This window comes from Lottiidibacillus patelloidae, from assembly GCF_002262935.1.
Taxonomy (GTDB): domain Bacteria; phylum Bacillota; class Bacilli; order Bacillales; family SA5d-4; genus Lottiidibacillus; species Lottiidibacillus patelloidae.
On record NZ_NPIA01000004.1, the window covers coordinates 100,146 to 123,158 of the forward strand.

Here is a 23,013-nt window from a genome sequence, read left to right on the forward strand (position 1 = left end):
AATTTGCGTCATTATATAATGCCTTGATCCACTCACAATTAGTTTGATAAAACTTACTTAAACATGGTATAAGTGTAAAAGAAGCGGAACATAGGGCTTTATATTTCTGGACTGAAATACTAAATTTATATCTATAAGTGAGAGGATTGAACCTATATATGAAAGAAAATTTTTGGCGTGATTTACCAAAACCGTTTTTTGTACTTGCACCAATGGAAGATGTGACAGATGTTGTGTTTCGACACGTAGTAAGTGCCGCCGGTCGTCCGGATGTATTTTTCACAGAGTTTACAAACTCGGATAGCTATTGTCATCCAGATGGCATAAAAAGTGTCCGTGGCCGTTTAACTTTTACAGAAGATGAACAACCAATGGTCGCACATATTTGGGGAGATAGCCCCGAAAACTTCCGTCAAATGAGTATCGGTATGGCAGAGTTAGGATTTAAAGGCATCGATATTAATATGGGCTGTCCTGTACCGAATGTAGCAACGAGAGGCAAAGGAAGTGGCCTGATTCTGCGCCCGGATGTTGCCGCAGAACTTATTCAAGCAGCAAAAGCAGGTGGACTGCCTGTTAGTGTGAAAACGCGACTTGGCTTTTATGAGGTTGAGGAGTGGGAAGAGTGGTTAACGCATATTTTAAAACAGGATATTGCGAACCTTTCAATCCATCTTCGTACAAGAAAGGAAATGAGCGAAGTACCTGCACATTGGGAGCTTATTCCTGAGATCAAAAAACTTCGTGATCGTGTGGCACCAGATACACTTTTAACGATTAATGGGGATATTCCTGACCGTCAAGTCGGGCTGCAACTGGCGAAACAATATGATGTTGATGGCGTTATGATCGGGCGCGGTATTTTTAAAAATCCTTTTGCTTTTGAAAAAGAGCCAAAAGAACATAGCAGTGAAGAATATCTTAATCTTTTACGATTACAACTTGATCTACAAGACAAATATGCTGAAGAGGTTCCACGTGCAATTACAGGGCTTCATCGCTTTTTCAAAATTTATGTCAAAGGATTCCGTGGTGCAGCTGAATTAAGAAATCAGTTGATGAGCACGAAATCAACTGATGAAGTGCGTGCGTTGATTAATAAGTTTGAGTCAGAGAACCTTGATGAAGAATAAGTAGCAGTAATTTTCAACTCAGTGTGAAAGAGCCCTTCCCTTTAGTCTCAGTTCTATAGCTGACATCATTTGCATAATGCTTATTGAATGCTAGCGAACAGAATGAAAGGGGAAAAACAAATGACCTTGGACATTGATGAACTTGGTAAATTTGCTGCGGACATTGTAAAGGAAGCAGGAGCCTTACTGAAGGAATTAAGAACAGAACCTATAAAGCTAGAGGAGAAGGGCGACCATGCTAACTTAGTTACATTTGTTGATCAAGAAGTAGAAAAGTTTTTAGTAGATAATATATTAGAAAAGTATCCTGATCATGGGGTTGTTGGTGAAGAAGGGGTATTTGAAAATGTCCTAACAAACTTTGAAACAGAGTGGGTTATTGATCCAATTGATGGCACGACTAACTTTATCCATAACTTCCCTTTTTACGGCATATCTGTAGGTATTGTTCATAAAGGAGAAGGACTAATAGGTGTTGTTTATAACCCTGTAACAGACGAACTTTTTTATGGACAAAAAGGAAACGGTGCTTATGTAAATGGTGATAGATTAACGATATCCCCAGAAATTCAATTAAGTGAAGCACTAGTAGCTACTTCGATGTTTTGGGAAAATATATGGACGAAAGACGCATTACATCATAGTATTATCCAACTATATAAGGAAACAAGAGGAGTTAGAATGGTTGGGGGAGCTGCTATTACTTTATGTGAAATAGCTAAAGGGACACTAAATGCCTATATTGTGCCAATGTTGAGTACATGGGATTATGCAGGTGGTGTAATCATTTTAAAAGAAGCGGGAGGAAGTATCTCTCAACTAAGTGGTTCCCCCGTTTCATTTGAACTTGGTGGAAGCATATTAGCGGCACATCCGAGCATTCATCAGGAACTTTTAAATATGTATGTAGATTGGATAGATTAAGTGCCAGGCACCAATACAAGAAGGAGACCTAAAAGGTTTCCTTTTTTTATATTGAAGCATTTACTTTGACGCAACTCTTTTATTTTTGTTACACTCCTTATGTACCTACCAGTTGGTACAGTTAAATATTAAAGAGAAAGAATAACTTTGGGTGGATAACTGAAACCTAAAAGAGTCAAATATAATAGGTACAATGTTACATTACATGGGGATTAAAGCCAGGGAGTGTACATAAATATGAGGAGGAAAAAACAAATGAAAGCAATTGTTATTGAAGCGTATGGAGATAAGAATACACTTGTAGAGAAAGAGATTGATACACCGAAAATCTCAGAAGACCAGGTTTTAGTGGAAATACATGCAACTTCTATTAACCCGATAGATTGGAAAGTTCGTGAAGGTTATTTGAAAGAAATGATTCCTTTTGAATTCCCAATTATCTTAGGATGGGATGCAGCAGGTGTTGTTGTCGAAGCAGGAAGTAATGTAACAGATTTCAAAGTAGGAGACAGAGTATTTACTCGCCCAGCAACGACAAATCGTGGTACGTATGCTGAATACGTAGCTGTAGAATCTAACTTGCTTGCAAAAATGCCTGAGGAAATGAACTTTGAAGAAGCAGCATCTATTCCTTTAGCTGGATTAACTGCATGGCAATGTCTTGTTGATTTTGGAAAAATTCAAGAAGGTGACAAAGTGTTAATTCATGCGGGAGCAGGTGGCGTTGGAATCTTCGCTATCCAAATCGCTAAAAGCTTTGGTGCTTATGTTGCGACAACGGCTAGTGAAAGTAATATTGAGTTCTTAAAATCTCTTGGTGCTGATGAAGTCATCAATTATAAAGAAGAAGATTTCAGTGAAGTGTTAAATGAGTTTGACCTTGTGTTAGATTCTATGGGTGGAGAAATTCAATCTAAAAGCTATAAAGTGTTAAAAGAAAACGGTAAACTTGTTTCTATCGTTCAACCACCATCTGAAGAAGAAGCGGCAAGCTTTAACGCGCAAGCTGGATTCGTATGGTTAGAGCCAAATGGAGAACAGCTCCAAAAATTAGCTGACCTTTATGTAGAAGGTAAAGTGAAGCCAGTGATCGGAAAAACATTTGAATTAAGTGAACAAGGACTAAAGGATGCACATGATCTAAGTGAAACACATCATGCTCGTGGAAAAATTGTTATCCGCGTAAAATAATTTGAATCTGAAGATCAAACCAAAAAAATTGGTTTGATCTTTTTTACTTGAAGTGGATGCACTACACCTACCTATCTTCCAAAGATAATACTCCAATTAATCCAATAATAGAGAAGACAACAGGCGTGATAAAGCCATAGAAATATCCTTCGACTAGATTACCTGAAACAGCTTGAAAATGATCCAACACAATTCCAAAAATACTCGGCAGAAGTACAGCACTTAAAAAGCCACCAGTATTTGCAAAACCAGTTACGATACCCACATCTTTAATAGGAAATGTTTGCCGCACAGCAGCAAACGTTAACGCATTTGCCCCATAAGCAAGGCCAATAATAAAGAAAAGGGTAATTAGCAAAGCTAGTGGAGGATGACCGTGAAAGATCAAAAATATCGACCAAGTGAGTAATAAAGTGAGGTGGACAACTATATAAGGTTGCTTTATTTTATTTAATACACTAGAAATATGGCCAGCTAACGGAGCACCAATTAAAGCGCCGATTAAACCTAACATGATTAGCTGACTTGCCTCTGTCCGTGTCATATCATAAAGTTCCATCCCATAAGGAACTCCCCATGAACTAATAAAACCAATATATGTTCCAACGATTCCGAAGTGACATAAAAATAAAGACCACGCTTGTCGGCTAGAAAAAATTCTTCGTAGTAAAGCTAGCGTTTTTTCCCGTTGCTCTTCTCGTTTTATTTCAATAAATAAGGATTCTTTAGGCTTTTTCAAAAGAACGAAATAAAGAAGAAGTCCGCATGCACAAAGTAAAAATCCTGCGGAGAAAAATGCAGCTCGCCATCCGAGAAGGTCAATCCATAATGCGAAAGGAACAGTCGCAACTAAAAAGCCTAAGCTACCTGTCATTGCAGTAATACCGATTAAGCGCGTGAATTCTCTCCTCTTAAACCAGAGGCCTAATATTAAGACCATATTCACCCATATCGTCGCATCGCCTAACCCGATTAAAATTCTTGCGGAAAATAAGATGAATGAATGTGTGCCTATACTATAAATAATCGTTCCAATGCCTGTCAGCGTTGCACCGATAATGAGAAAAAAGTTAGGTCCAAAACGATCTGCTAAAAGCCCCATTGGAATTTGCAAAATAGTGTATACAAAAAATTGAATACTTACTAGTAAGCCAATCGTAGTCGCCGTAACATTGAAATCTACCATGATTTGGTCAGTAATTAAGCCAGGTGCAGTACGTTGGCTCGACATTAATAAATACGTAAATAATACAGAAACGAAGACAATCCAGCGGAAGTGGCTATTTTTCTTATCCATGAATCCACCCCTATTAGCAATTTTGTTATATATATGAAATGATGTAGAAGTAGGCAACACATAATCACCATGAACTTTTTTCTCGGACTTATAAGAAGACTTTAGAAATGCTTTTGTGGGTTTTAGATTTTGGGAAGTGACAAGATTAGAAAATTGACATATATAGATCAAAACTTTATTATTGAAACTAATTAAATATATCTTTTTCTCCTAAAGGGGAGTAGCTTTTACAATGAAGTCGTCATTTCGGAGATAAAAACTCCCGGCTTTATTGGCAACTGAAGTTGTTAGCAAGACCTTTACCATATGGTAAGGGTCTTTTCTGTTTTTTTTAGCCTTTGCCATCGTCGGTAAAGGCTTTCCTTTATGGTTAAGAATAAACATGGAGGTGAGAATATAGAAAGTGTGCTTTATATAAAAAGATTTTTGCAATAGGTATGAATTTTAACATAACAATTATAAAAATTATTTAGTTGAGAACAATACTAAAATAATGATCATGAATGTATTATTACAATTTATGTTAAAAAGGAGCTTAATCAATGGAATTATCGATTTTATTAGAATACGGATGGGTATTGTTATTATTAATTGCAATTGAGGGATTACTAGCTGCTGATAACGCACTAGTACTGGCAATAATGGTTAAACATCTACCTGAAGAGGAAAGGAAAAGAGCATTATTTTATGGACTTGCGGGTGCATTTGTATTCCGTTTCGGTTCACTATTTGCTATTTCTTTCCTTGTTGATGTATGGCAGGTACAGGCAATTGGAGCACTTTATTTGTTATTTATTGCAGGGAACCATATCTTCAGAAAGCTTGTTTTAAATAAAAGAAAAGATCCCGATAAAGATCAAAAGCAAGAGAAAAAAGCTGGTTTTTGGGGAACTGTTTTCAAAGTGGAACTAGCAGATATTGCTTTTGCTGTTGACTCTATTTTAGCAGCAGTTGCACTTGCAGTAACGCTTCCAAACACTAATCTACCAAAAATTGGTGGTCTTGATGGAGGGAAATTTTTAGTTATTTTTGCAGGTGGATTAATTGGGCTTATCATTATGCGTTTTGCAGCGAACTACTTTGTGAAATTACTACATTCTAGACCTGGCTTGGAGATTGCTGCCTTCCTTATCGTCGGTTGGGTAGGTGTGAAACTTTCCGTATATACGTTATCACACCCTGAATTAGCGATATTACCCGAAGGATTTGCAAAATCCCCTGCTTGGAAAATAACGTTTTATGTTGTACTTTTACTTATTGCAGCTGGTGGTTGGTTCTTATCAAAGCCAAAAGAAGAGGAAAAAGAGGCGTCAAACTTGTAGAGAAGTTGATTGGAAGGGTGGTCCTTTAGAAACACTTCGTAAAAAAGTGAGAATTGTAATGGGGGAGCTCAATTACTCTCTAGGTGTTGCAAGTGAAGGAAGCTTTGGACCGTAATGAAGGAGACCTAATGGGGTTTCCTTTTTTATTCCTGCACAACTTTTAAAGTACCTAGTACTACCCAGTTAATGAAGGAATTTTTTCAGTAATAGTCGAAGTATGTGTTAGAAAAGAAATAGTAGTGCACTATTACCTTTGGTGTGGACATGCCATGACCTTAAAGGTGAGACGGACAAAATTAGGAGGAAAGTAGTATGCAAGGTTTAAGTTGTAGCACCAGTAGAATCGTAGGGTGTCGTTTTTCCATCTATCCTATGACAGACAATTTTGTTGAGGTGATTTTAAACGCATTAAGAGAGGTCGATACAAGTAAGGTTTGGATGGAAACGGATGACGTAACAACATGTATTAGAGGACGAAGTGAACACGTATTTGATGTGGCAAAAGCTATTTTCATCCATGCGGCAAAAACGAGTGTACACGTTGTTTTTAATGGAACATTTTCTGTTGGATGCCCTGGAGATAGTGAGGGGAATAGTTATATGTCAATGAATGATGAACGCCTAAATGAGGAAGCATCAATTAAAGAAAAAGTAGAGGTGGCTACTCAAATTGCTCTCTATCCTTTAAACAATCCAGACTATTTGCAGATTATTGCAGAACAGGTAGAGGTGGCAAAGGAACATGGAACTTTCACCAAGGGTGTTCATTATGCGTCTCGCCTTGATGGAGATGCCAATGATGTATTTAAAACCTTGGAGCAATCTTTTGTTAATGTGTATAAAACACATGAACATAGTCATGTGGCGATGACTGCAACGATTTCAGCAAATAGCCCGTCAAAGAAGGAAGCAATATAATGACTATCAATTTTGAGGATTTTGTAATAAAAACAGTAAATAATATTAGTAATTTTGATAATGAAAATATGGATTGTATAAAGCAAGTCGTAAAAGAAGCAATTGCTTGTTATAAACTGAAATCGTATGAGGAAATTGAAGAGACAAAGTCAGGGGCTGTTAAAATTTTACATATCCATTCAATGGCAGAGGAAAACTTATTATCTAAAGTTGTACAATCAGCAATAAAAGGCGACAACACTTATAATGTTGAGGCTGTATATGAAGGTCGAGTTGTTAGGGAATATTAGGTCCAAACTCCCGTATCCACAATCCACTCCCTGTAGCCTGAGGTGCACATAAGCTAGGCTACTTGTTCTTCCCTAGGAAATTTTAGTTTGAAAAATTAAAATTTTCAATTAAATTTGTGAAATATTGCTATAATGGTTTGTAGTAGTGTGAAAAGCTACATGTAAAATGAAAGTAAAGGGGAGTGGCATATGTCTGATATAAATGAAAATCAGTTAATGATGAACGAAGAAAAGAAGCCAAAGATTAAGGTTGAAAGAAAAGTAGGAGAACCGACTGCTGCATTTAAAGGGGCAAGTTGGGCAGCTTTAGTTGTAGGTGTTTCTGCTTATTTGATTGGCTTGTTCAATGCAACAATGGAACTAAATGAGAAGGGTTATTACTTTGCTGTATTGGTATTCGGACTGTATGCAGCTGTATCTCTTCAAAAAGCAGTAAGGGACAAGGAAGAGGATATCCCGGTTTCGGGAATCTATTATGGACTTAGTTGGTTTGCTGTTACAGTAGCCATTTCCTTGATGGCCATTGGACTTTACAATGCAGGAAGTATTATCTTAAGCGAAAAAGGATTTTATGCTATGTCATTTGTTCTTAGTCTATTTGCTTCAATTACCATTCAAAAAAATATTAGAGATACGCAGTTGGCTAAAGAAAGAGATTAATAGGAAAATTGTTAATCACATAAAGAATAATGAACCTGAAGATCAAACCAAATTATTGGTTTGATCTTTTTTTCTTCGAGTGACAGGTATGTAGTTATAACTACTTTTATAATCCTCCCACAAATGCTTGGGCAATTACATAAACTAGAAAAACAATGGCAAAAAATATTCCACCTGTACGTATATGTGGTGTAGCATCTTTATCTTTAGATTTTGAAATCGAGTATGATAAAACCATCAGGACCAAGTGTGGCGATGCGGCAATAAAACCAACAGTTAGATACCAACCGAGGCCAAGTTCCATGCTAGCAGACAAAGCATTAGCCATAATTACTAGGAAAACACCAAAGAAGTGAAATAGCAATAATAGTATATTCAAGGATAAAAATAACCCATTACTCATAATAATTCCTCCATTTTATAGTAACTGTGATTATTAACTATCAATGAATATACCATAAAGAGGATGACTATTAAGAATATTTAAACAAATAACTTCAGAACAATATTAATTATAGATGATGTAATGATATAAGAGATTTTTTCGTTAGGGTTTTTGTGTGTTTTAAAATGCAAAATTTTATAATTATATAAGTATAAAAGTCGAAAAAAAGAGAGGTAATCTTAATTGATTACCTCTCTTTTTCAGTTGAAAGGGGAAATTAATATGAAAAGAAAAATGGAATTTATTAATATTAGTGAGGCTGTACTTAATGAGGATTTCATCGTGATATCAAAAGTGGCAATGACGGATGATTCTGATTTCCTAGCATATGAGGAGGGGATGGATTTATCAAATGTCGTTGATGTTACCCTTACAATGTTTCGAGAAGGCGAAGTGGATCATGTCATAGATGTAGGTCAAGAAATTGATATACACTTAGCGGTTACTTTAGGTTTTGGAGTGATAAAGTCGTTAGCTACTGGGGAAATGTACTTATACCAAGTGAATACAACTTCTGATGATCCGTTAGGGGATGAAGCTTTAAGAATTGCAATGTACTATCAAATAATGTACCCGGATTCTGATGACAGAAAATTAGATTACATACTAGAAAGTAATGATGGTCCTTTTTACCTATTCTTACTTCTATGTGGATTTGATGATTATCCGATAAGAAGGTTAAGGGAGATTTTTGCAGCTAAAAAGGGGAAGGAAAACAACGTAATACAGTTAACCACAAAAAGTGACAGGTGACATCAACCGCTATTTGAGTGCAGTAGAGTTAAATAAAGATAGAATATTAGAGTCCACTTAGTAGACTTCTTTAAATTGTTTAATATTAAGGGAATAGGGGTACATGAATATTGAAAGTGTTATAATTAGAAGAAGAAAATGTTGAGGATGCGGAGGGACTAAAAGATGAAATGGAATGAAGTTCGCAAACAATTTCCAAATCGCTGTGTCTTGGTAGAATCACTAAAAGCTAACAAGGTAGGAAAAGAAAAGGTAATAGAAGATATGTCTGTCATTAGTAACTTTACTAATGGTAATGATGCCTGGAAAGAATATAGAAAGTTACATCGCAAATACCCTACTAGAGAGCTCTATATTTTTCATACAAATAATGATGAAGTGAAAGTTATTGAGCAACAATATGTAGGAGTACGACGGAAAATATGAAGTTTATAATAAAAGATTATATACCAGTGTCATCCATCCCTATTCAATACAAAGATAGTATTAGAGTTTACGATCACGTTTTAGTTGATACAGGATGTTCATCTACTATTCTGGACACAGACCTAGCACAAGAAATAGAAATCATAATAGATTTGGAAAATGCAATTACTAGAGAGATGTTTGGAATAGGTGGATCAGAAATATGTATTGAACAAAAAGTGGAAAATCTGATTATTGATAAATATAAATTTGATCAATTCACAATTCAATTAGGAGATATAAAAGAATTATATGGATTTGATGCAATTTTGGGTAATGACTTTTTCATGGCAAAAGAATTACTAATTGATTTCTATAAATATGAGATCAATGCCCCTTTCAACAACTATTAAGGTGAAAAATGCGAATATTGATGTATTTGTTGGCAATACTAGAGAGCAAAAGTGAAAGTGTTAAAAAACGTTTCATAGTATTCTTCACCCAAAAGTGTTAGGATTAATCTTTATAGTGAATAAGAGGACGTGACCAATAATGATTAACATTACAATTCCAAAGGCAGATGTCTCCATTACGGAGAGAGAACAAATTATTACAGGCGATGAACCATTAATTCCTTCGATTGAAGGCTTTATTGATCTTCACCAAATCCCAAGAGACAAGGGCGGCATGATTTTATTTTATAACAGCAAGAACGAGCTTCTCTTAGTTGGTAAAGGTAGAAAACTAAGACAACGAGTAAAAAAGCATTTAGAAGATAATGTTTCTCCACTTAAACCCCATCGTGCTGAAGTACATCGTATTGATGTCATCATCGTCGAAGACGCAATGGAACGAGACATTTACGAGACGTACTTAATTAATAAACTTAAAGCTAAATATAATGTAGATAAAGTCTATTATAAATAATGGAAATGTCAGCTTTCTTTATAGAGGCTGGCATTTTTAACGAGAACTTTTTCTAAGCATTGCTTAGGTAATAATACTGGAGGTTTACATATGGATAATAACGATTTAATTATTCGCTTAAGATATGCGTTAGATATAAAAAATACCGATATGGTAGAGATATTTAAGCTTGGTGGGGTTGAAGTGACAAAGGCTGATGTCATGCGAATTCTCATCAAAACAGAGTCTGCTGATGCGGAAAACCAAATCAAATGTAATAACAAAATGTTCGATGCCTTTTTAAACGGGTTTATTATTTTCAAACGAGGCAAGCAAGAGCCAAAACCTGGGATGCCAACTCCGCCACCAGCACCAGCACCGAAAAGCCCGAACGTCAATAACCTTCTATTAAAGAAAGTGAAAATAGCACTGTCGTTAACGACGGAAGATATGCTCGATATTTTGGACGAAGGCGGGATTGCTGTTTCCAAAGGGGAACTAGGTGCGTTATTACGAAAAGAAGGCCATAAAAATTACAAAGAGTGTAAAGATGGTTTCGCAAGGAGATTCCTAAAAGGACTAGCTATTCGCTACAGAGAATTAAAAGATTAAACAGGTGATAACATGTTCCATACATATGATGGTAAGACGCTTCAATACGAGATAAAGTACAAACAACGGCAATCAATACGTATGACCATTGATCACCATGGCTACGTTGAAGTGCATGCTCCGAAAGGGACTTCTAATGATAAAATCATTCAACTATTAGAGGGAAACTGGGATGTCATTCAACAAAAGATAGCCGAGACAAAAGCGAGAATGTCTGGGCCTCAGGAAAAGACGTATGAGGACGGAGAAAGTTTTCTCTTTTTAGGCAAATCGTATCGAATTAAAATTTCCGTAGATGAAAAAATTGAGCAGGATTTAGTACAATTTAACGAAGATCAGCTTTTTATTATAGTGAAAAAAATAGATGATGACAGAATAAAACAAGCGTTAAAGCGATTTTATTACAAGCAATGTAAAAAAATAGTGGAGAAGCGCATCAAATATTTTCAAAGTCACTTTAAAGTGAAACCTCGATCGGTCAGCATCTCTGATAGTAAAACAACATGGGGAACGTGTGATGCAAAGCTTCAGTTAACTTTCAATTGGCGGCTAGCGATGGCACCACAACATGTGATTGACTATGTCGTTGTTCACGAAATGTGTCACATGCTCCATTTAAATCACGACAGATCATTCTGGCGTCTCGTTGGAAAAATAATGCCAGATTATAAAGAGCAGGAAAAGTGGTTAGCTAACTCAAACTGGAAGATGACGGTTTAGCCATTTTAGTGAAAAAGGAAAGGCGGGATTCTTTCATATTTCGTCTTAAATCAAATCCTGTCGGAGTAAATAAATATGATAAGCACGAAACCTTTGGTCAGTTTTCTGATTAGAGGTTTTTTTATTTGGAAATGAAGTAACAAATTCTGATAACATAACTCTTTTAATCTGTTATCTTATTTTTTCGATGTGTTGTTTTTTTCTACGGTTAGTTTGCCAAAGGTGTAGGGGTTTTGTTTCATAAGTGCTTGTAACTATTGATTTTTCTAGTGTTTTTTAAATGATATAACATATTTATTCTAGCGATAACCTCTAAAAACAATAGTAGACGTAAGAATATTACTCGATTTATAATTTAGAATAATCTGTACAATCTCCATATTTTAGTAGGTTAAGTAGAGTTCATAGATTTATTAAATAGATAAACTTATGAATTGAATTGACAGCGCTTACACATGAGATTTAAAATAAATAGATTTTTGCATCTAAACTAAAATGTTTTTGGAGATAGATTGAACGTACTTTAGTACTGAGAAGGGGGAAGAGGAGTTCAAAGATTATATTAATTCTAGTAAAAAACACTAATATTAGGAGGCAGAAGTAATATGAATTCAAAAATGTTTAACACATTCTTAATCGTCATTTTATTATTCCCGAACTTATTACCTATCGTCGCATCTTCACAAACAAACCAAGATTCTACTAATGCAAGAGTATTAGAAGACTCTGATTGGACTTTAGTATGGAGTGATGAATTTGATGGTACGGAATTAGACCAAACAAAATGGTCATACGATACTGGAAATGGATTTGTACAAGATGATGGTAACTACGTTCCAGGATGGGGAAATCAAGAATTACAATATTATTCAGAAGATAATGTAAAAGTTCAAGATGGAAAACTTGTCATTGAAGGAAAAAAAGAAACGATTTCAGATGACAGAGGAACATATGATTATACGTCTGGAAAGATTACTACACGAGGTCTTTATAGTAAAAAATACGGAAAATTTGAAGCAAGAATGAAATTGCCAGAAGGTCAAGGTTTTTGGCCAGCATTTTGGATGATGCCTGAAAATGATGTTTATGGTGGCTGGGCTGCTTCAGGTGAAATTGACATTATGGAGGCTGCAGGAGCGAGAGTTGATCGAGTTGGCGGTGCTCTTCATTACGGAGGTCAATGGCCAAACAATTCATATACTGCCGCAGACTACCATTTCCCAAGTGGGGAAAGTATTACAGATTTTCATGTGTACAGTGTAGAGTGGGAACCAGGAGAAATTCGTTATTATGTTGATGGTAACTTATACCAAACACTAAATAACTGGAGCAGTACTTCTAATGGAAACCCTGCAAAATTTGCATATCCTGCACCATTTGACCAGGAATTCTTTTTAATTTTAAACTTAGCCATCGGTGGTTGGTATGGTGGAAACCCTGATGATACAACAAACTTCCCAGGAGTTATGGAAGTTGACTACGTCAAAGTATATGAGTTAGAAGGAAAAGAATACTTAGAACCAGTTGAGCCTTCGTTTGAAAAAGAAGAATTACCTGCAGATTCTAAAACTGCTATTAATGGTAGTTACGTATACGATCCTGAATATACAGAAGGATTTACTGTTGTAAAAACTGGTGCTGATCAATTAGATGAGACTTACTGGAACTTTGTTCATTTAGATTTATTCGGTGGAAATGGTTCAGTCTCAGTCGATACGATTGATAGTACGAACTTTGCAAAAGTAGATATTTCCGAACAAGGAAGTCAAACGTATTCGATTCAATTAATCCAAAATGTAACATTAGGTAAAGGAAGATATTATAAGCTCTCATTTGATGCAAAAGCAGAAGCTGCTCGTAATATGAATATAAAGTTAGGTGGAGGAGAAAGTAGAGGGTATAAAGCTTACTCTCCTAACTATGAAATACCTTTAACAGATGAAGTGAATTCATATGAGTATGTATTCCAAATGCAAGATGAATCAGATGCTCTTGCGCGCCTTGAGTTCAACTTAGGTCTAAACAATAAAACTGTTTGGATTGGAAATGTTGTACTAGAGGAAGTGGAAGCAGTAGATCCATACAATGAAACGGAAGATAAAGAGCCTTTAGAGGATGGCAATCATGTATATAACGGAACATTTGATTTAGGTCGCATGGATCGTATGACATATTGGGAATTCTCTGCTTCAGATAATGGAGCAACGGCTTCTGTTGATGCAGATGCACGTGAACTAGCTGTTGCAATTAGCAATGGTGGTGCTGAAGATTCTATTAAACTCGTTCAAAGAGGGATGAACTTACAACCAAATGATGAGTATCAAATTTCATTTGATGCAAAAGCTGCTGATGCTCGTGACATTAAAGTAGTACTAGTAAGTAGAGATGGAAGTGTTCAATATACCGACTTACAAACAGTTTCTTTAACAACAGCTATGGAGGAAAAGGTAATAACGTTTGTAATGCCTGATACATTGGATACAGGTGGTCAACTAGTATTCTTGTTAGGTGGTTCAAGTCATGATGTTGTCTTAGATAATGTAAAAATGACTCGTCTAACAAATAATAATGCTAGCCTTACGCTTGAAGAAATTTTCCCATTAAGAAATGGTGATTTTTCAAACGAACTAGCAAATTGGAACAATCACGTTCAAGGTAACTATGATGGACCTTCATCTGCTAGTTTTGCAGTAGAAGAAGGAATGGCTAAAGTTTCAATTGGACATGAAGGGGTAAACCCATGGGATGTCATCTTCATGCAAGAAGGACTATCTTTAAAAGCAGGTAATCAATATGTCGTTTCATTTGATGCGAAGTCTACAGTTGAGAGACAATTTGAAGTAATAGTAGATAACGCAAGCTACCATCGTTATTTTTCAGAAACATTAGACTTAACAACAGATTCTAAACATTTTTCGTTTGAATTTGAAATGACACAAGATGATACAGTAGGACTAAAATATTTACTAGGTAAAATTTCAGGTGCTTCAGAAATCGGGGCAGCACATGATGTTTACTTTGATAATGTAAGATTAGAAGTAAAAGGTGAAAGAGAAAAAGCTTTCCCACTGAAAAATGGTTCATTCAGTGAGGGAGATGCAAATTGGGGACAACATATTCAAGGTGTATATGATGGAAGCTCGAAAGCTTCAATGAGTTTTGAAAATGAAGCGAAAATCTCTATTGAGCATACGGGTGTTAATCCGTGGGATGTTCTTTTAGCTCAAGAAGGATTAACATTATATCCTAACAAACAATATGTATTACAATTTGAAGCTAAATCGACAACAGATCGTAAGCTAGAAGTAATCATTGATAACGGAGCACCAAGTTATCATCGTTATTTTGCTAACATTTTAGATCTAACTACTGATACACAAACGTTTACGTTTGAGTTTGAAATGCCAAATGAAGATGTGACTGGCGTTAAGTTTTTACTAGGTTCAGTTGACGGTACTGTTATCGACACATTACACGATGTAGTCATTGATAATGTAAGATTAGAAGTGAAGGGTGCTAGAGAACTGTTAGGTTCAGATACAACTGGAACAACAGATCCTGAGGAACCGACAGATCCTGAAGAACCAACAGAACCGACTGAACCAGAACAAGAAAAGACTTGGAAAGAAGTTGGAGAAAATTTATTAGTAGATGGAAGCTTTGATACAACAACTTCTTTTGGAAATCCGGATCAACCAGCTGCTAACGGATGGAATATCTTCAACCAAGGTGTTTATGAGGCTTGGGCTGGACTAGCAGATTTCTCTGTAGAAAATGGAGAACTAAAGGCTTCTGTAACACAACCAGGTTGGGCTTGGTGGCAAATCCAGCTTTACCAAGAGAACATTGATGTACCAAGTGGTTTTTATAAACTTTCATTCGATGCAAAGTCAGACCAAGAGAGAAAAATCTACGCGGAACTAGCAGGTTCTGGAGTTCCGATGGAAGCATTTACAGTAAATGAAACGATGCAAAGCTTTGAGACAATTATCGAAGTGACAGAAACAGGTCAATTCAAGTTCTTATTTGGTTTCGGTAAGGAACCTTCTGAGCCGGATTTATCTTCTCCAAATACAATTTTCTTAGATAACGTTAGACTTGTAGAGGTAGTTGAAGATACAAGCACGACGGAAGATCCTGAAGAAGATGGTAATGAGGACGAGGGCAATGAAGAAGAAGGTAACGAAAACGAAGGAAACGAAGATGAAGGTAATGAAGAGGAGCAAAATGAAGAATTACCGAACACTGCTACTTCTTTCTATAACTGGTTAGCACTAGGGTTTACTCTTGTTATGACTGGATTTATCTTCTTAGTCGTTCAAAGAAGGAAGTTTAATAAAGTATCGTAAATAAAGAAAATCTAGATATTGCGAGAAATCTTGTAAGTGAAAGAAGCCTTCCGGTGTTGGAAGGCTTCTTACTTTAGAGGAAATTATATATCTATGGCGAAATCTAAGTAAGAACTCGTATCTTGTACATTATTTTTAGGAGGAATACAGATGGAAGAAACTATGTTGTTTCAACAGTTAGATTTTTATCGTCATTTAACACTTTCTTTACTTGATAGTATCGAAGAGGAAAAGATAAATGAAGTTCCAGCTGGCTACAAAAATTCGGTGTTATGGAATGCTGGGCATATCTACGTATCTACGGAGTTTATGGTCATTCGTCAAACAGGTGAAGAGTTGAATATTCCTGATGGATATCGTGATTTATTTAGTGGTGGCACAAAGCCTGCTGATTGGACAGTTGAGCCACCAAGTATCAATGAAATAAAATCTCTATTAAAAGAACAACCAGAAAGAATCAAAACTTCTTTAAAAGGAAAAACAAGTAATGATTTACTTTATCCTTTTGAGATTCCAAATCTTATTAAACTAACAACAATTGGTGAGGTACTTAACTTTGCTCTCTACCATGAAGGTCAACATACTGGATTTATGAAAGGGTTAAAGAACGCTATAAATAAGTAAGATAAAACCATAGTTAGATGAATGTAAAAAAGGGAGCGGCCAATTTCATTACTCGATGAAAAGACCGTTCCCTTTCATATTGTTATTAACTATATATTTTTCGTCTCATCCACTGAGTAGCCGCCCATTTTTCTCCTATGACAACAGGTGATCCACCATGTAATGTTAACTCATTTAAGTTTTGAGCATCATAGAAATATTCGAAATAAACAGCCATCCCTTTTTGTGGAGATACTAAGAAGTTAAGTTTAGGGAAATAAGTTTCTCCGCCTTCTTCTACGTCATTTAAGTAGATGACCAGTGTACTAATTCTTGGATTATTCACTACTTTACTTCCTGAAGAAAAGTAATCATAGTGGGCCTTATACTCTTGCCCAACTTGATAATTTAAAACTTGTAGGCCTTCGCCATGTTCAACAGGTATATTCATAATTTGCGAGATTCTTTTTTCTACTCGAGTAACTACTTCACTTTGCCCTTCTGGTAAGAAAGTACTACTACTCGTTCTTAGTTCATTTGCTTCGCGGGTAATGCCAATTTTAGAACGTGCCATCTTATCTTTTGACAAACGAATTAGCTCATCACATTCTTCATCACTTAAAACATTTCCAAGTAAAACAATTAGCGGTTCTTCTAATCTAGCAATAATGCTAATATCCCTGTCTTCTGTTTTAATTTTATTGCCAATGTGATTAAATATTGTTTGTTCTTTTACTTCTAGTGTCAATCTTCATCAACCTTCTTAAATAGTATTTTTAGTGATATAAAAGGAAGCTAGTTTTAGAAATAATACAGTTTATTATTTAAAAAATATCAACACTACATCCATATTAAATTGTTCGGCAATACCTCCACAAAATGATTTTTTTAATAGTTATCATACATCTATTATTCTTTTATTGCTATCTATTTTTTCCGCCGTCAAATTTAGAAAATGATTTTAAGAATGACAGCCAAAATAACCGGTATTGCAAACCAAAGGACTTTTTTGTTTACGTCTTTATTTAGTTCAGTAAATTGTTGCTTACTTACGTTAATTGCTAAATGGTTTGCTGTTGCGCTAGGTGTCTTCTGAATTAGTTGCTTTAAAAGTTCAACTTGCTGTTTTCTACTTAAGCCAGCTAACTTACATTCTAAGTTATATGGTCCTCCTAGTTTTAAAATACTTTCTCCTTTTGAACCTGTCATTAAATCGATACGTTTTATTTCTGAATAAAACAGTTCATCTCCAATTTTGATAAACCTTGAATATCTAAATCGATCATTAGACAGTTCAATAGAATAACTCATTTGCAGTAAAGCAATAAATGAAAAGAGAATGCTAATGACAATAGCTGCTGCAGTCATAAAAATAAATTTCTCTTGTGGACCACCACTTCCTTTAATAGCTGCAAAAGAAATAAGCGCTATTGCCATCAAGAAAATAATCCAATACAGTTTTGTTGGTCTAAAAATAATAGTTTCAGAGCCCATGCTTTTATCCCACCTAACTCCTTAAACTTCATACTTCAATTATTACTTTAATTGGACAATAACCTTTATAATCCTCCAGGCTAAGAATTATTTTATTCACTCTTGGACAAAAGAAGAGACGCTTCACTTTTGCGAGCTTTCCATACCTACATCGAAAGTCGTAGAACAGTTCGGACTTTAATTCGATGTAGTTTCTTTAATAAATCTATATTGTAATATTAGGAAGAAAATTAAATGTTTTGATGAAGGTATGAAGAAAAGTGGTTTACAAGGTTTTCTAATTTTTAGTGTTTATTTCTATTTTCTGTAATAAAATAGAATCTTGTGAGGAGGAAGATGATGAACTTATTAAAAACAACGTTACGGCATTTTAAACCCTATTGGAAAAGACTTCTGTTAGCACTTGTTTTTTCTTTAATAGGTGGAGCATTTACTGTCATGCCTCCGATATTAGTAGGAAAATTAGTAGATGAAGTATTAGGTGCGAAGGAAATGGCCTTCCTTTTATGGACCGTGGCTGGAGTCTTGTTTGCCTTCTTAGGAAAGTCCTTATTTGAGACGATGCAGGAATTTGTCCAAGTGAAAATTGGATTAGATGTTATCACAGATATGCAAATTCGTGCTTTTAGACGATTACATCGGACACCAATGTCATTTTTCTCAACGACTCCTCGAGGAGATATGTTATTTCGCTTAACGCACGATGTTGAGGCGATTCAAAACTTAAACAATCGGGTAGTACCAAGAATTTTACAACAAGTCATTGGTGCGATAGCTGCTTTCTCGGCAGTTTTTGTATTATACTGGCCAGCTGCAATTGTGATGTTTGTAGTATTTGCAATTTACATTCTTCCTTCTTTTAAACTAGGAAAAACGATGCGAAAAATGAGTGCAGTTCAGCGTGACATGAGTGCTGATATGTATCACCATTTACAAGAAAGTATCGAAAGTGCGAGATTAGTAAGAACGTACCAAACGCAACAAAACGAAATAGAAACACAAGAGAAGAAACTATCTGCCTGGAAAGCTTATTCCATTCGTGCGGCATTAATCGGAAAAGTGAACTGGCGGTTAGGAAACTTATTTAATATCGCGACACCAGGTGTTGTTATGTTAATTGGTGGATTTTCTATTTGGAATGAAGAAATTACAGTCGGAACATTGATTGCCTGCCTTAGTTTCATTCCAATAATGTTTTTACCTGTCCGTTCCCTTGCGGAGAATGCGTTAACAATCCAACAAGCAATCCCGGCATTACAACGTATTTATGAATATTTTGACTTACCGGAAGAGCATGAAGAAAGCTTGCCATCATTTGGTCCTGTAAAAGGAAAAATTGAAATGGAAAATATAAAGTTTTCCTATCCAGGAAGTGATAAGCAAATTCTTAAAGGTGTTTCGCTTTCTCTTGAACAAGGAAAACATATTGGAATTGTAGGTACGAGTGGTGGAGGAAAAAGTACACTTGTGCAAATTTTACTAGGGTTATATGAGCCGAGTGAGGGCTCAGTCAAAATAGATGAAAAAAATCTATTTGAATATAACCGCAACAGCTTCAGACAACAGGTAGGTGTAGTTTCTCAAGAAACGTTCCTATTAAATGCGACCATTCGTAAAAATCTTTTATATGGTAAACCAGAGGCTACGATGGAAGAGCTGGAGCGAGCGGTTGAAGCAGCTGGACTTAAAGACTTAATTGAATCATTAGATGATAAATATGAAACGATTGTTGGTGAACGTGGATTAAAGCTCTCTGGTGGGCAAAGGCAAAGGGTCGCACTTGCCAGAGCAATTTTAAGACAACCGCCAGTGTTAATCTTCGATGAGGCGACTTCATCATTAGATGGAGAAACAGAAGAAAAAGTGCAAGCTTCCTTAGAGCAATTAATTCCCGGAAGAACGACGATTACGATTGCCCATCGCTTAATTACGGTGCGAAATGCACATAAGATTATTCTGTTAGATCAAGGCGTTATTGCTGAAACGGGTACGCATGACGAACTACTTGCCTTAAAAGGGCAGTATTATGATTTATATAAAGCGCAATATAGTGAGTTGGAGAGAGAGGTGATTGGATGAGCATGAATACTTATTCTCCACCAAAAAATCGTGATGGTAGAAGAGTGCTAGCTTTTTTAAAACCGTATAAAAATTGGGTGATTGCTGATTCATTCGTTATCGCAATTAGTCAGGTCTTTTCTGCACTGATTCCAACATTAGCACTAAGTTGGCTCGTTGATACAATTCTCCCAAGTGAAAACAATACATGGCTTTGGGGCTTAATGTGGTTACTAGTTTTTGCAGCTGTGATGGATTTAGTCATGATGGTTATCGATGAATATTTTTGTCATCAAACGGCAAAGACGGTAACGAATTGGCAAAAGTTAAGGCTGTTTAAACACTTACAAGTATTGCCGTATTCGTTTTACCATAACAACTCTTCTGGTGAAATGTTGGCAAGAGTTTCTGATGACCCTGATACACTTCATAACTTCCTTGCTTGGGAAGGCTCAACGTTTATGGCTAGTGTGCAAGGCGTTATTATTTATAGTTTTGTTTTACTTTGGATTCATCCATATTTAATGATTACTAGTGTAGTCCTTGGTGTCATTTTTTATTGGACGTCTAATTATGTTGGTGCCAGAACGAGGGTCGCGTCAGCAGATGCTAGAAAAGAAGCTTCCAAATATCTTGAAAGATTACGAGAATCCGTGACGGGAATTCATTTATCACGTGTCATGGGAGTTTCTGATAAGGAAGTAGAAAGTGTCGTTGCTATTAGAGATACATTCGTTCAACATTCGATCAAAGAGCTGAAAGCAAGAATGCAATCAGTAATCGTAATTGCTAGTTATAATGGTTTTGCTTTAGGTTTAGTATATTTTATTAGTACGATGTTAATTTGGAATAGTGGGTTAACGAGCGGACAAATGTTAACGGCAGGTGGATTAGTGACAATTGCCGCAAATGAAATGCAACGTTTATTGCGTAACTGGCTTTCTGTCAGAAGAACAGGACCTGCACTTGATCGTTCAGACATTTTACTAGCTGAAGAGCCTTCTGAAGCGGAAACGATGGAAGGTGTTCGTGGTGAAAGAGCAACTGGAACAATTAGCGTCAAGGACGTGACGTTTGCCTACCCTGGCAAAGAAGAAGATGTATTATCTCGTGTTTCCTTTAACATCAATGCTGGTGAAAAAGTCGCATTAGTTGGTCCGAGTGGATCAGGAAAATCAACGATTGTTGACTTACTGTTTCGCTTGTATCAAACGAAAAATGGTTCGATTGAAGTTGATGGACGAAACATTGAAGAGTGGGATACTGCGTGGCTTCGCTCACAAATGGCTATCGTTACACAAGATGTCATTTTAAGAAGTGGGACATTGGCTGACAATCTACGAATTGGTAGACCAGAAGCTACTGAGGAAGAACTAGTTAAGGCAATGCATGATAGTGGATTATCAGAGTTACTTGAAACATTACCAGACGGGTTAGATACAAAGGTTGGCGAAAGAGGAAGCCTTCTATCTGGAGGGCAAAAGCAGCGTCTATCATTAGCGAGAGCAATTTTAAAAGATGCGCCGATTATGATTCTCGACGAAGCAAGCTCGGCACTTGATCCAATCACTGAAACAAAGATTAACGAAGCTGTCCTAAGATCAGGTAAGAAACAAACAATCATGATTATTTCGCACCGACTTTCGACGGTTCTTTCAGCAGATAAGATCATCGTTCTTGAACATGGAACAATCGTTGAAGTTGGAACACATAAAGAATTGTTAGAGAAAAATAGCGGTGTTTATTCAAGGTTATTTGGTAGAGAAGCTGAGATTGGAAAGAATACAGTGAAAACCGGCAATGTACATTCAATTGTTGAATTTTAATAACTTAACTGCACGGTAAGAGTCCATTTTTGGGCTCTTTTTTTCGTTGAAGTTATGTCGACTGTAGCTAGTCAGTTTCGCATCTTCCATATGATACAATTGTGTCATTGGTACAAGAGATGTGATGGAGTTGATTAAAATCGAACCGATCTTTTACATATATAATTATTCATGGGATGAAAATGAAGAAGCGTTATGTGCGCTGGAGAAACGTGCATTTTTCGAAGAAAGTTCTTCATCGACAATGTTAAAAAGTGCAGTAAAAATAGACCCTAGCAGAAGTCCATTTATAAGAGGTAGACTTGATGTTCTCTTTGAAGAAGCTAGTTTAGAACTATTAATGGAACAAGTGAAAAATTTAGAAGTAGTGGAGACGAGCTTTAAGGTTGAATTTATTCAGCAGCCTAAGTTTGCCTCGCCTGAAAGAATTCCAATGGACGAACGAAGAAAAATCGAAAAAGAAGTTGGGCTTCACATTCGAGGAAAAGTAGATTTAAAGGATCCAGAAATATTGTTTGGAATAATGGAGTACAGTGGACGTTGGCTTTTTGGGCAATATGTAAAAAATCAGGCGATATGGCTGAAGCATCACAATAAACCGAATAGTTATTCGACTGCTTTAAGTACAAGGGTTGCAAGAGCTGTTGCTAACATTGCAGCACCAAATCCAGATGGGATCAAACTTATTGATCCATGTTGTGGAATTGGCACTGTTTTAGTGGAGGCTTTGTCCATGGGCATGGATATTGTCGGCAGTGATCGGAATCCCTTAGTCCTTCAAGGTACGAGAGCGAATTTAACACACTTTGGTTTGGAAACAGATGTAAAGCTGCAAGATATTCACGATGTTACGGGGAGCTATGATGTAGCGATAATCGATTTACCTTATAATTTATGTTCTGTTATTTCCACAGACGAGCAGCTCGAACTACTCAGCAGTGCAAGAAGGATTGCAACGAAAGTAGTAATCGTTACGTTAGAAGAGGTCGATCAAAATATAGAAAAAGCTGGTTTCACTATCGTCGATCGTTGTGACGTGCGAAAAGGAAAATTCGTTAGACAAGTGCTCGTTTGCAAGTGAGGGTGGAAAAGAAATAGGGGGAAGGG

The 23,013-nt window shown here is 36.2% G+C and carries 22 protein-coding genes; 18 read left to right on the forward strand and 4 right to left on the reverse strand.

The window, feature by feature from the left end; translation table 11 throughout:
* The first annotated feature begins 158 nt into the window (after positions 1 to 158).
* From CIB95_RS09030 to CIB95_RS09040, 3 genes are all read left to right on the forward strand, one after another.
* Positions 159 to 1,133, forward strand: coding sequence for a tRNA dihydrouridine synthase (locus tag CIB95_RS09030; RefSeq protein WP_094924386.1), 975 nt, complete (start codon positions 159 to 161; stop codon positions 1,131 to 1,133).
* A gap of 120 nt (positions 1,134 to 1,253) precedes the next feature.
* Positions 1,254 to 2,057 carry an inositol monophosphatase family protein gene (locus CIB95_RS09035; RefSeq protein ID WP_158217595.1) on the forward strand — a complete coding sequence of 268 codons (804 nt, stop codon included), beginning with the start codon at positions 1,254 to 1,256 and terminating at the stop codon, positions 2,055 to 2,057.
* A 255-nt stretch (positions 2,058 to 2,312) separates the two neighbouring features.
* Positions 2,313 to 3,248, forward strand: a complete 936-nt coding sequence (locus CIB95_RS09040; RefSeq protein WP_094924389.1) for an NADP-dependent oxidoreductase — start codon at positions 2,313 to 2,315, stop codon at positions 3,246 to 3,248.
* Positions 3,249 to 3,315: 67 nt separating this feature from the next.
* Here CIB95_RS09040 and CIB95_RS09045 read toward each other — a convergent pair whose 3' ends face one another.
* Positions 3,316 to 4,545 carry an MFS transporter gene (locus tag CIB95_RS09045; RefSeq protein ID WP_094924390.1) on the reverse strand — a complete coding sequence of 410 codons (1,230 nt, stop codon included), beginning with the start codon at positions 4,543 to 4,545 and terminating at the stop codon, positions 3,316 to 3,318.
* 542 nt (positions 4,546 to 5,087) lie between these two features.
* On the opposite strand from CIB95_RS09045, the gene CIB95_RS09050 reads away from it, so the two are divergent.
* From CIB95_RS09050 to yiaA, 4 genes are all read left to right on the forward strand, one after another.
* Positions 5,088 to 5,867 carry a TerC family protein gene (locus CIB95_RS09050; RefSeq protein ID WP_094924392.1) on the forward strand — a complete coding sequence of 260 codons (780 nt, stop codon included), beginning with the start codon at positions 5,088 to 5,090 and terminating at the stop codon, positions 5,865 to 5,867.
* A gap of 312 nt (positions 5,868 to 6,179) precedes the next feature.
* Positions 6,180 to 6,785, forward strand: coding sequence for a YkoF family thiamine/hydroxymethylpyrimidine-binding protein (locus CIB95_RS09055; RefSeq protein WP_094924393.1), 606 nt, complete (start codon positions 6,180 to 6,182; stop codon positions 6,783 to 6,785).
* Positions 6,785 to 7,075: a DUF6407 family protein gene (locus CIB95_RS09060; RefSeq protein WP_094924395.1), complete on the forward strand. Its 291-nt coding sequence runs from the start codon at positions 6,785 to 6,787 to the stop codon at positions 7,073 to 7,075. The genes CIB95_RS09055 and CIB95_RS09060 overlap by 1 nt, the downstream gene beginning before the upstream one ends.
* Positions 7,076 to 7,264: 189 nt before the next feature.
* Positions 7,265 to 7,735: an inner membrane protein YiaA gene (gene yiaA, locus CIB95_RS09065; RefSeq protein WP_094924396.1), complete on the forward strand. Its 471-nt coding sequence runs from the start codon at positions 7,265 to 7,267 to the stop codon at positions 7,733 to 7,735.
* Positions 7,736 to 7,841: 106 nt separating this feature from the next.
* Here yiaA and CIB95_RS09070 read toward each other — a convergent pair whose 3' ends face one another.
* The gene (locus tag CIB95_RS09070; protein ID WP_094924398.1) at positions 7,842 to 8,138 is read right to left on the reverse strand and encodes a hypothetical protein; all 297 of its coding nucleotides are present in this window, start codon (positions 8,136 to 8,138) and stop codon (positions 7,842 to 7,844) included.
* 264 nt (positions 8,139 to 8,402) lie between these two features.
* Between CIB95_RS09070 and CIB95_RS09075 the strand changes: the two genes are divergently transcribed.
* The 8 genes from CIB95_RS09075 (at position 8,403) to CIB95_RS09110 (ending at position 16,549) form a co-directional block, all read left to right on the forward strand.
* Positions 8,403 to 8,933: a hypothetical protein gene (locus CIB95_RS09075; protein ID WP_094924399.1), complete on the forward strand. Its 531-nt coding sequence runs from the start codon at positions 8,403 to 8,405 to the stop codon at positions 8,931 to 8,933.
* Between the two features lie 165 nt (positions 8,934 to 9,098).
* Complete coding sequence (locus tag CIB95_RS09080; protein ID WP_094924401.1) at positions 9,099 to 9,359, forward strand: hypothetical protein; 261 nt, start codon at positions 9,099 to 9,101, stop codon at positions 9,357 to 9,359.
* The gene (locus CIB95_RS09085) at positions 9,356 to 9,751 is read left to right on the forward strand and encodes an aspartyl protease family protein (RefSeq protein WP_094924402.1); all 396 of its coding nucleotides are present in this window, start codon (positions 9,356 to 9,358) and stop codon (positions 9,749 to 9,751) included. Before CIB95_RS09080 ends, CIB95_RS09085 begins: the two co-directional genes overlap by 4 nt.
* A 139-nt stretch (positions 9,752 to 9,890) precedes the next feature.
* The gene (locus CIB95_RS09090) at positions 9,891 to 10,265 is read left to right on the forward strand and encodes a nucleotide excision repair endonuclease (protein WP_094924404.1); all 375 of its coding nucleotides are present in this window, start codon (positions 9,891 to 9,893) and stop codon (positions 10,263 to 10,265) included.
* 90 nt (positions 10,266 to 10,355) lie between these two features.
* Positions 10,356 to 10,856 (forward strand): YehS family protein, encoded by a 501-nt coding sequence (locus tag CIB95_RS09095; protein WP_094924405.1) that lies wholly within the window; start codon positions 10,356 to 10,358, stop codon positions 10,854 to 10,856.
* A gap of 12 nt (positions 10,857 to 10,868) precedes the next feature.
* Positions 10,869 to 11,576 (forward strand): M48 family metallopeptidase, encoded by a 708-nt coding sequence (locus tag CIB95_RS09100; protein ID WP_094924407.1) that lies wholly within the window; start codon positions 10,869 to 10,871, stop codon positions 11,574 to 11,576.
* Between the two features lie 605 nt (positions 11,577 to 12,181).
* A complete protein-coding gene (locus tag CIB95_RS09105) occupies positions 12,182 to 15,925 on the forward strand; it encodes a carbohydrate binding domain-containing protein (RefSeq protein ID WP_094924408.1) in 3,744 nt (1,247 codons plus the stop codon).
* A 150-nt stretch (positions 15,926 to 16,075) separates the two neighbouring features.
* Complete coding sequence (locus CIB95_RS09110) at positions 16,076 to 16,549, forward strand: DinB family protein (RefSeq protein ID WP_094924410.1); 474 nt, start codon at positions 16,076 to 16,078, stop codon at positions 16,547 to 16,549.
* 85 nt (positions 16,550 to 16,634) lie between these two features.
* Here CIB95_RS09110 and CIB95_RS09115 read toward each other — a convergent pair whose 3' ends face one another.
* On the reverse strand, positions 16,635 to 17,276 hold the full coding sequence (locus CIB95_RS09115) for a 2OG-Fe(II) oxygenase (protein ID WP_094924412.1): 642 nt from the start codon (positions 17,274 to 17,276) through the stop codon (positions 16,635 to 16,637).
* A gap of 200 nt (positions 17,277 to 17,476) precedes the next feature.
* Positions 17,477 to 18,022, reverse strand: a complete 546-nt coding sequence (locus tag CIB95_RS09120; protein WP_094924413.1) for a hypothetical protein — start codon at positions 18,020 to 18,022, stop codon at positions 17,477 to 17,479.
* 336 nt (positions 18,023 to 18,358) lie between these two features.
* On the opposite strand from CIB95_RS09120, the gene CIB95_RS09125 reads away from it, so the two are divergent.
* From CIB95_RS09125 to CIB95_RS09135, 3 genes are all read left to right on the forward strand, one after another.
* The gene (locus CIB95_RS09125) at positions 18,359 to 20,101 is read left to right on the forward strand and encodes an ABC transporter ATP-binding protein (protein WP_233144100.1); all 1,743 of its coding nucleotides are present in this window, start codon (positions 18,359 to 18,361) and stop codon (positions 20,099 to 20,101) included.
* Complete coding sequence (locus CIB95_RS09130) at positions 20,098 to 21,906, forward strand: ABC transporter ATP-binding protein (RefSeq protein ID WP_233144101.1); 1,809 nt, start codon at positions 20,098 to 20,100, stop codon at positions 21,904 to 21,906. The genes CIB95_RS09125 and CIB95_RS09130 overlap by 4 nt, the downstream gene beginning before the upstream one ends.
* Positions 21,907 to 22,030: 124 nt before the next feature.
* The gene (locus CIB95_RS09135) at positions 22,031 to 22,987 is read left to right on the forward strand and encodes a TRM11 family SAM-dependent methyltransferase (protein WP_094924418.1); all 957 of its coding nucleotides are present in this window, start codon (positions 22,031 to 22,033) and stop codon (positions 22,985 to 22,987) included.
* Positions 22,988 to 23,013: the final 26 nt, after the last annotated feature.

What these genes read in the sequence shown, in the direction of transcription:
- CIB95_RS09030 (WP_094924386.1), top strand. Translation starts at nt 159, where the DNA reads ATGAAAGAAAATTTTTGGCGTGATTTACCAAAACCGTTTTTTGTACTT.
- CIB95_RS09035 (WP_158217595.1), top strand. Translation starts at nt 1,254, where the DNA reads ATGACCTTGGACATTGATGAACTTGGTAAATTTGCTGCGGACATTGTA.
- CIB95_RS09040 (WP_094924389.1), top strand. Translation starts at nt 2,313, where the DNA reads ATGAAAGCAATTGTTATTGAAGCGTATGGAGATAAGAATACACTTGTA.
- CIB95_RS09045 (WP_094924390.1), bottom strand. Translation starts at nt 4,545, where the DNA reads ATGGATAAGAAAAATAGCCACTTCCGCTGGATTGTCTTCGTTTCTGTA.
- CIB95_RS09050 (WP_094924392.1), top strand. Translation starts at nt 5,088, where the DNA reads ATGGAATTATCGATTTTATTAGAATACGGATGGGTATTGTTATTATTA.
- CIB95_RS09055 (WP_094924393.1), top strand. Translation starts at nt 6,180, where the DNA reads ATGCAAGGTTTAAGTTGTAGCACCAGTAGAATCGTAGGGTGTCGTTTT.
- CIB95_RS09060 (WP_094924395.1), top strand. Translation starts at nt 6,785, where the DNA reads ATGACTATCAATTTTGAGGATTTTGTAATAAAAACAGTAAATAATATT.
- yiaA (WP_094924396.1), top strand. Translation starts at nt 7,265, where the DNA reads ATGTCTGATATAAATGAAAATCAGTTAATGATGAACGAAGAAAAGAAG.
- CIB95_RS09070 (WP_094924398.1), bottom strand. Translation starts at nt 8,138, where the DNA reads ATGAGTAATGGGTTATTTTTATCCTTGAATATACTATTATTGCTATTT.
- CIB95_RS09075 (WP_094924399.1), top strand. Translation starts at nt 8,403, where the DNA reads ATGAAAAGAAAAATGGAATTTATTAATATTAGTGAGGCTGTACTTAAT.
- CIB95_RS09080 (WP_094924401.1), top strand. Translation starts at nt 9,099, where the DNA reads ATGAAATGGAATGAAGTTCGCAAACAATTTCCAAATCGCTGTGTCTTG.
- CIB95_RS09085 (WP_094924402.1), top strand. Translation starts at nt 9,356, where the DNA reads ATGAAGTTTATAATAAAAGATTATATACCAGTGTCATCCATCCCTATT.
- CIB95_RS09090 (WP_094924404.1), top strand. Translation starts at nt 9,891, where the DNA reads ATGATTAACATTACAATTCCAAAGGCAGATGTCTCCATTACGGAGAGA.
- CIB95_RS09095 (WP_094924405.1), top strand. Translation starts at nt 10,356, where the DNA reads ATGGATAATAACGATTTAATTATTCGCTTAAGATATGCGTTAGATATA.
- CIB95_RS09100 (WP_094924407.1), top strand. Translation starts at nt 10,869, where the DNA reads ATGTTCCATACATATGATGGTAAGACGCTTCAATACGAGATAAAGTAC.
- CIB95_RS09105 (WP_094924408.1), top strand. Translation starts at nt 12,182, where the DNA reads ATGAATTCAAAAATGTTTAACACATTCTTAATCGTCATTTTATTATTC.
- CIB95_RS09110 (WP_094924410.1), top strand. Translation starts at nt 16,076, where the DNA reads ATGGAAGAAACTATGTTGTTTCAACAGTTAGATTTTTATCGTCATTTA.
- CIB95_RS09120 (WP_094924413.1), bottom strand. Translation starts at nt 18,022, where the DNA reads ATGGGCTCTGAAACTATTATTTTTAGACCAACAAAACTGTATTGGATT.
- CIB95_RS09125 (WP_233144100.1), top strand. Translation starts at nt 18,359, where the DNA reads ATGATGAACTTATTAAAAACAACGTTACGGCATTTTAAACCCTATTGG.
- CIB95_RS09130 (WP_233144101.1), top strand. Translation starts at nt 20,098, where the DNA reads ATGAGCATGAATACTTATTCTCCACCAAAAAATCGTGATGGTAGAAGA.
- CIB95_RS09135 (WP_094924418.1), top strand. Translation starts at nt 22,031, where the DNA reads ATGGAGTTGATTAAAATCGAACCGATCTTTTACATATATAATTATTCA.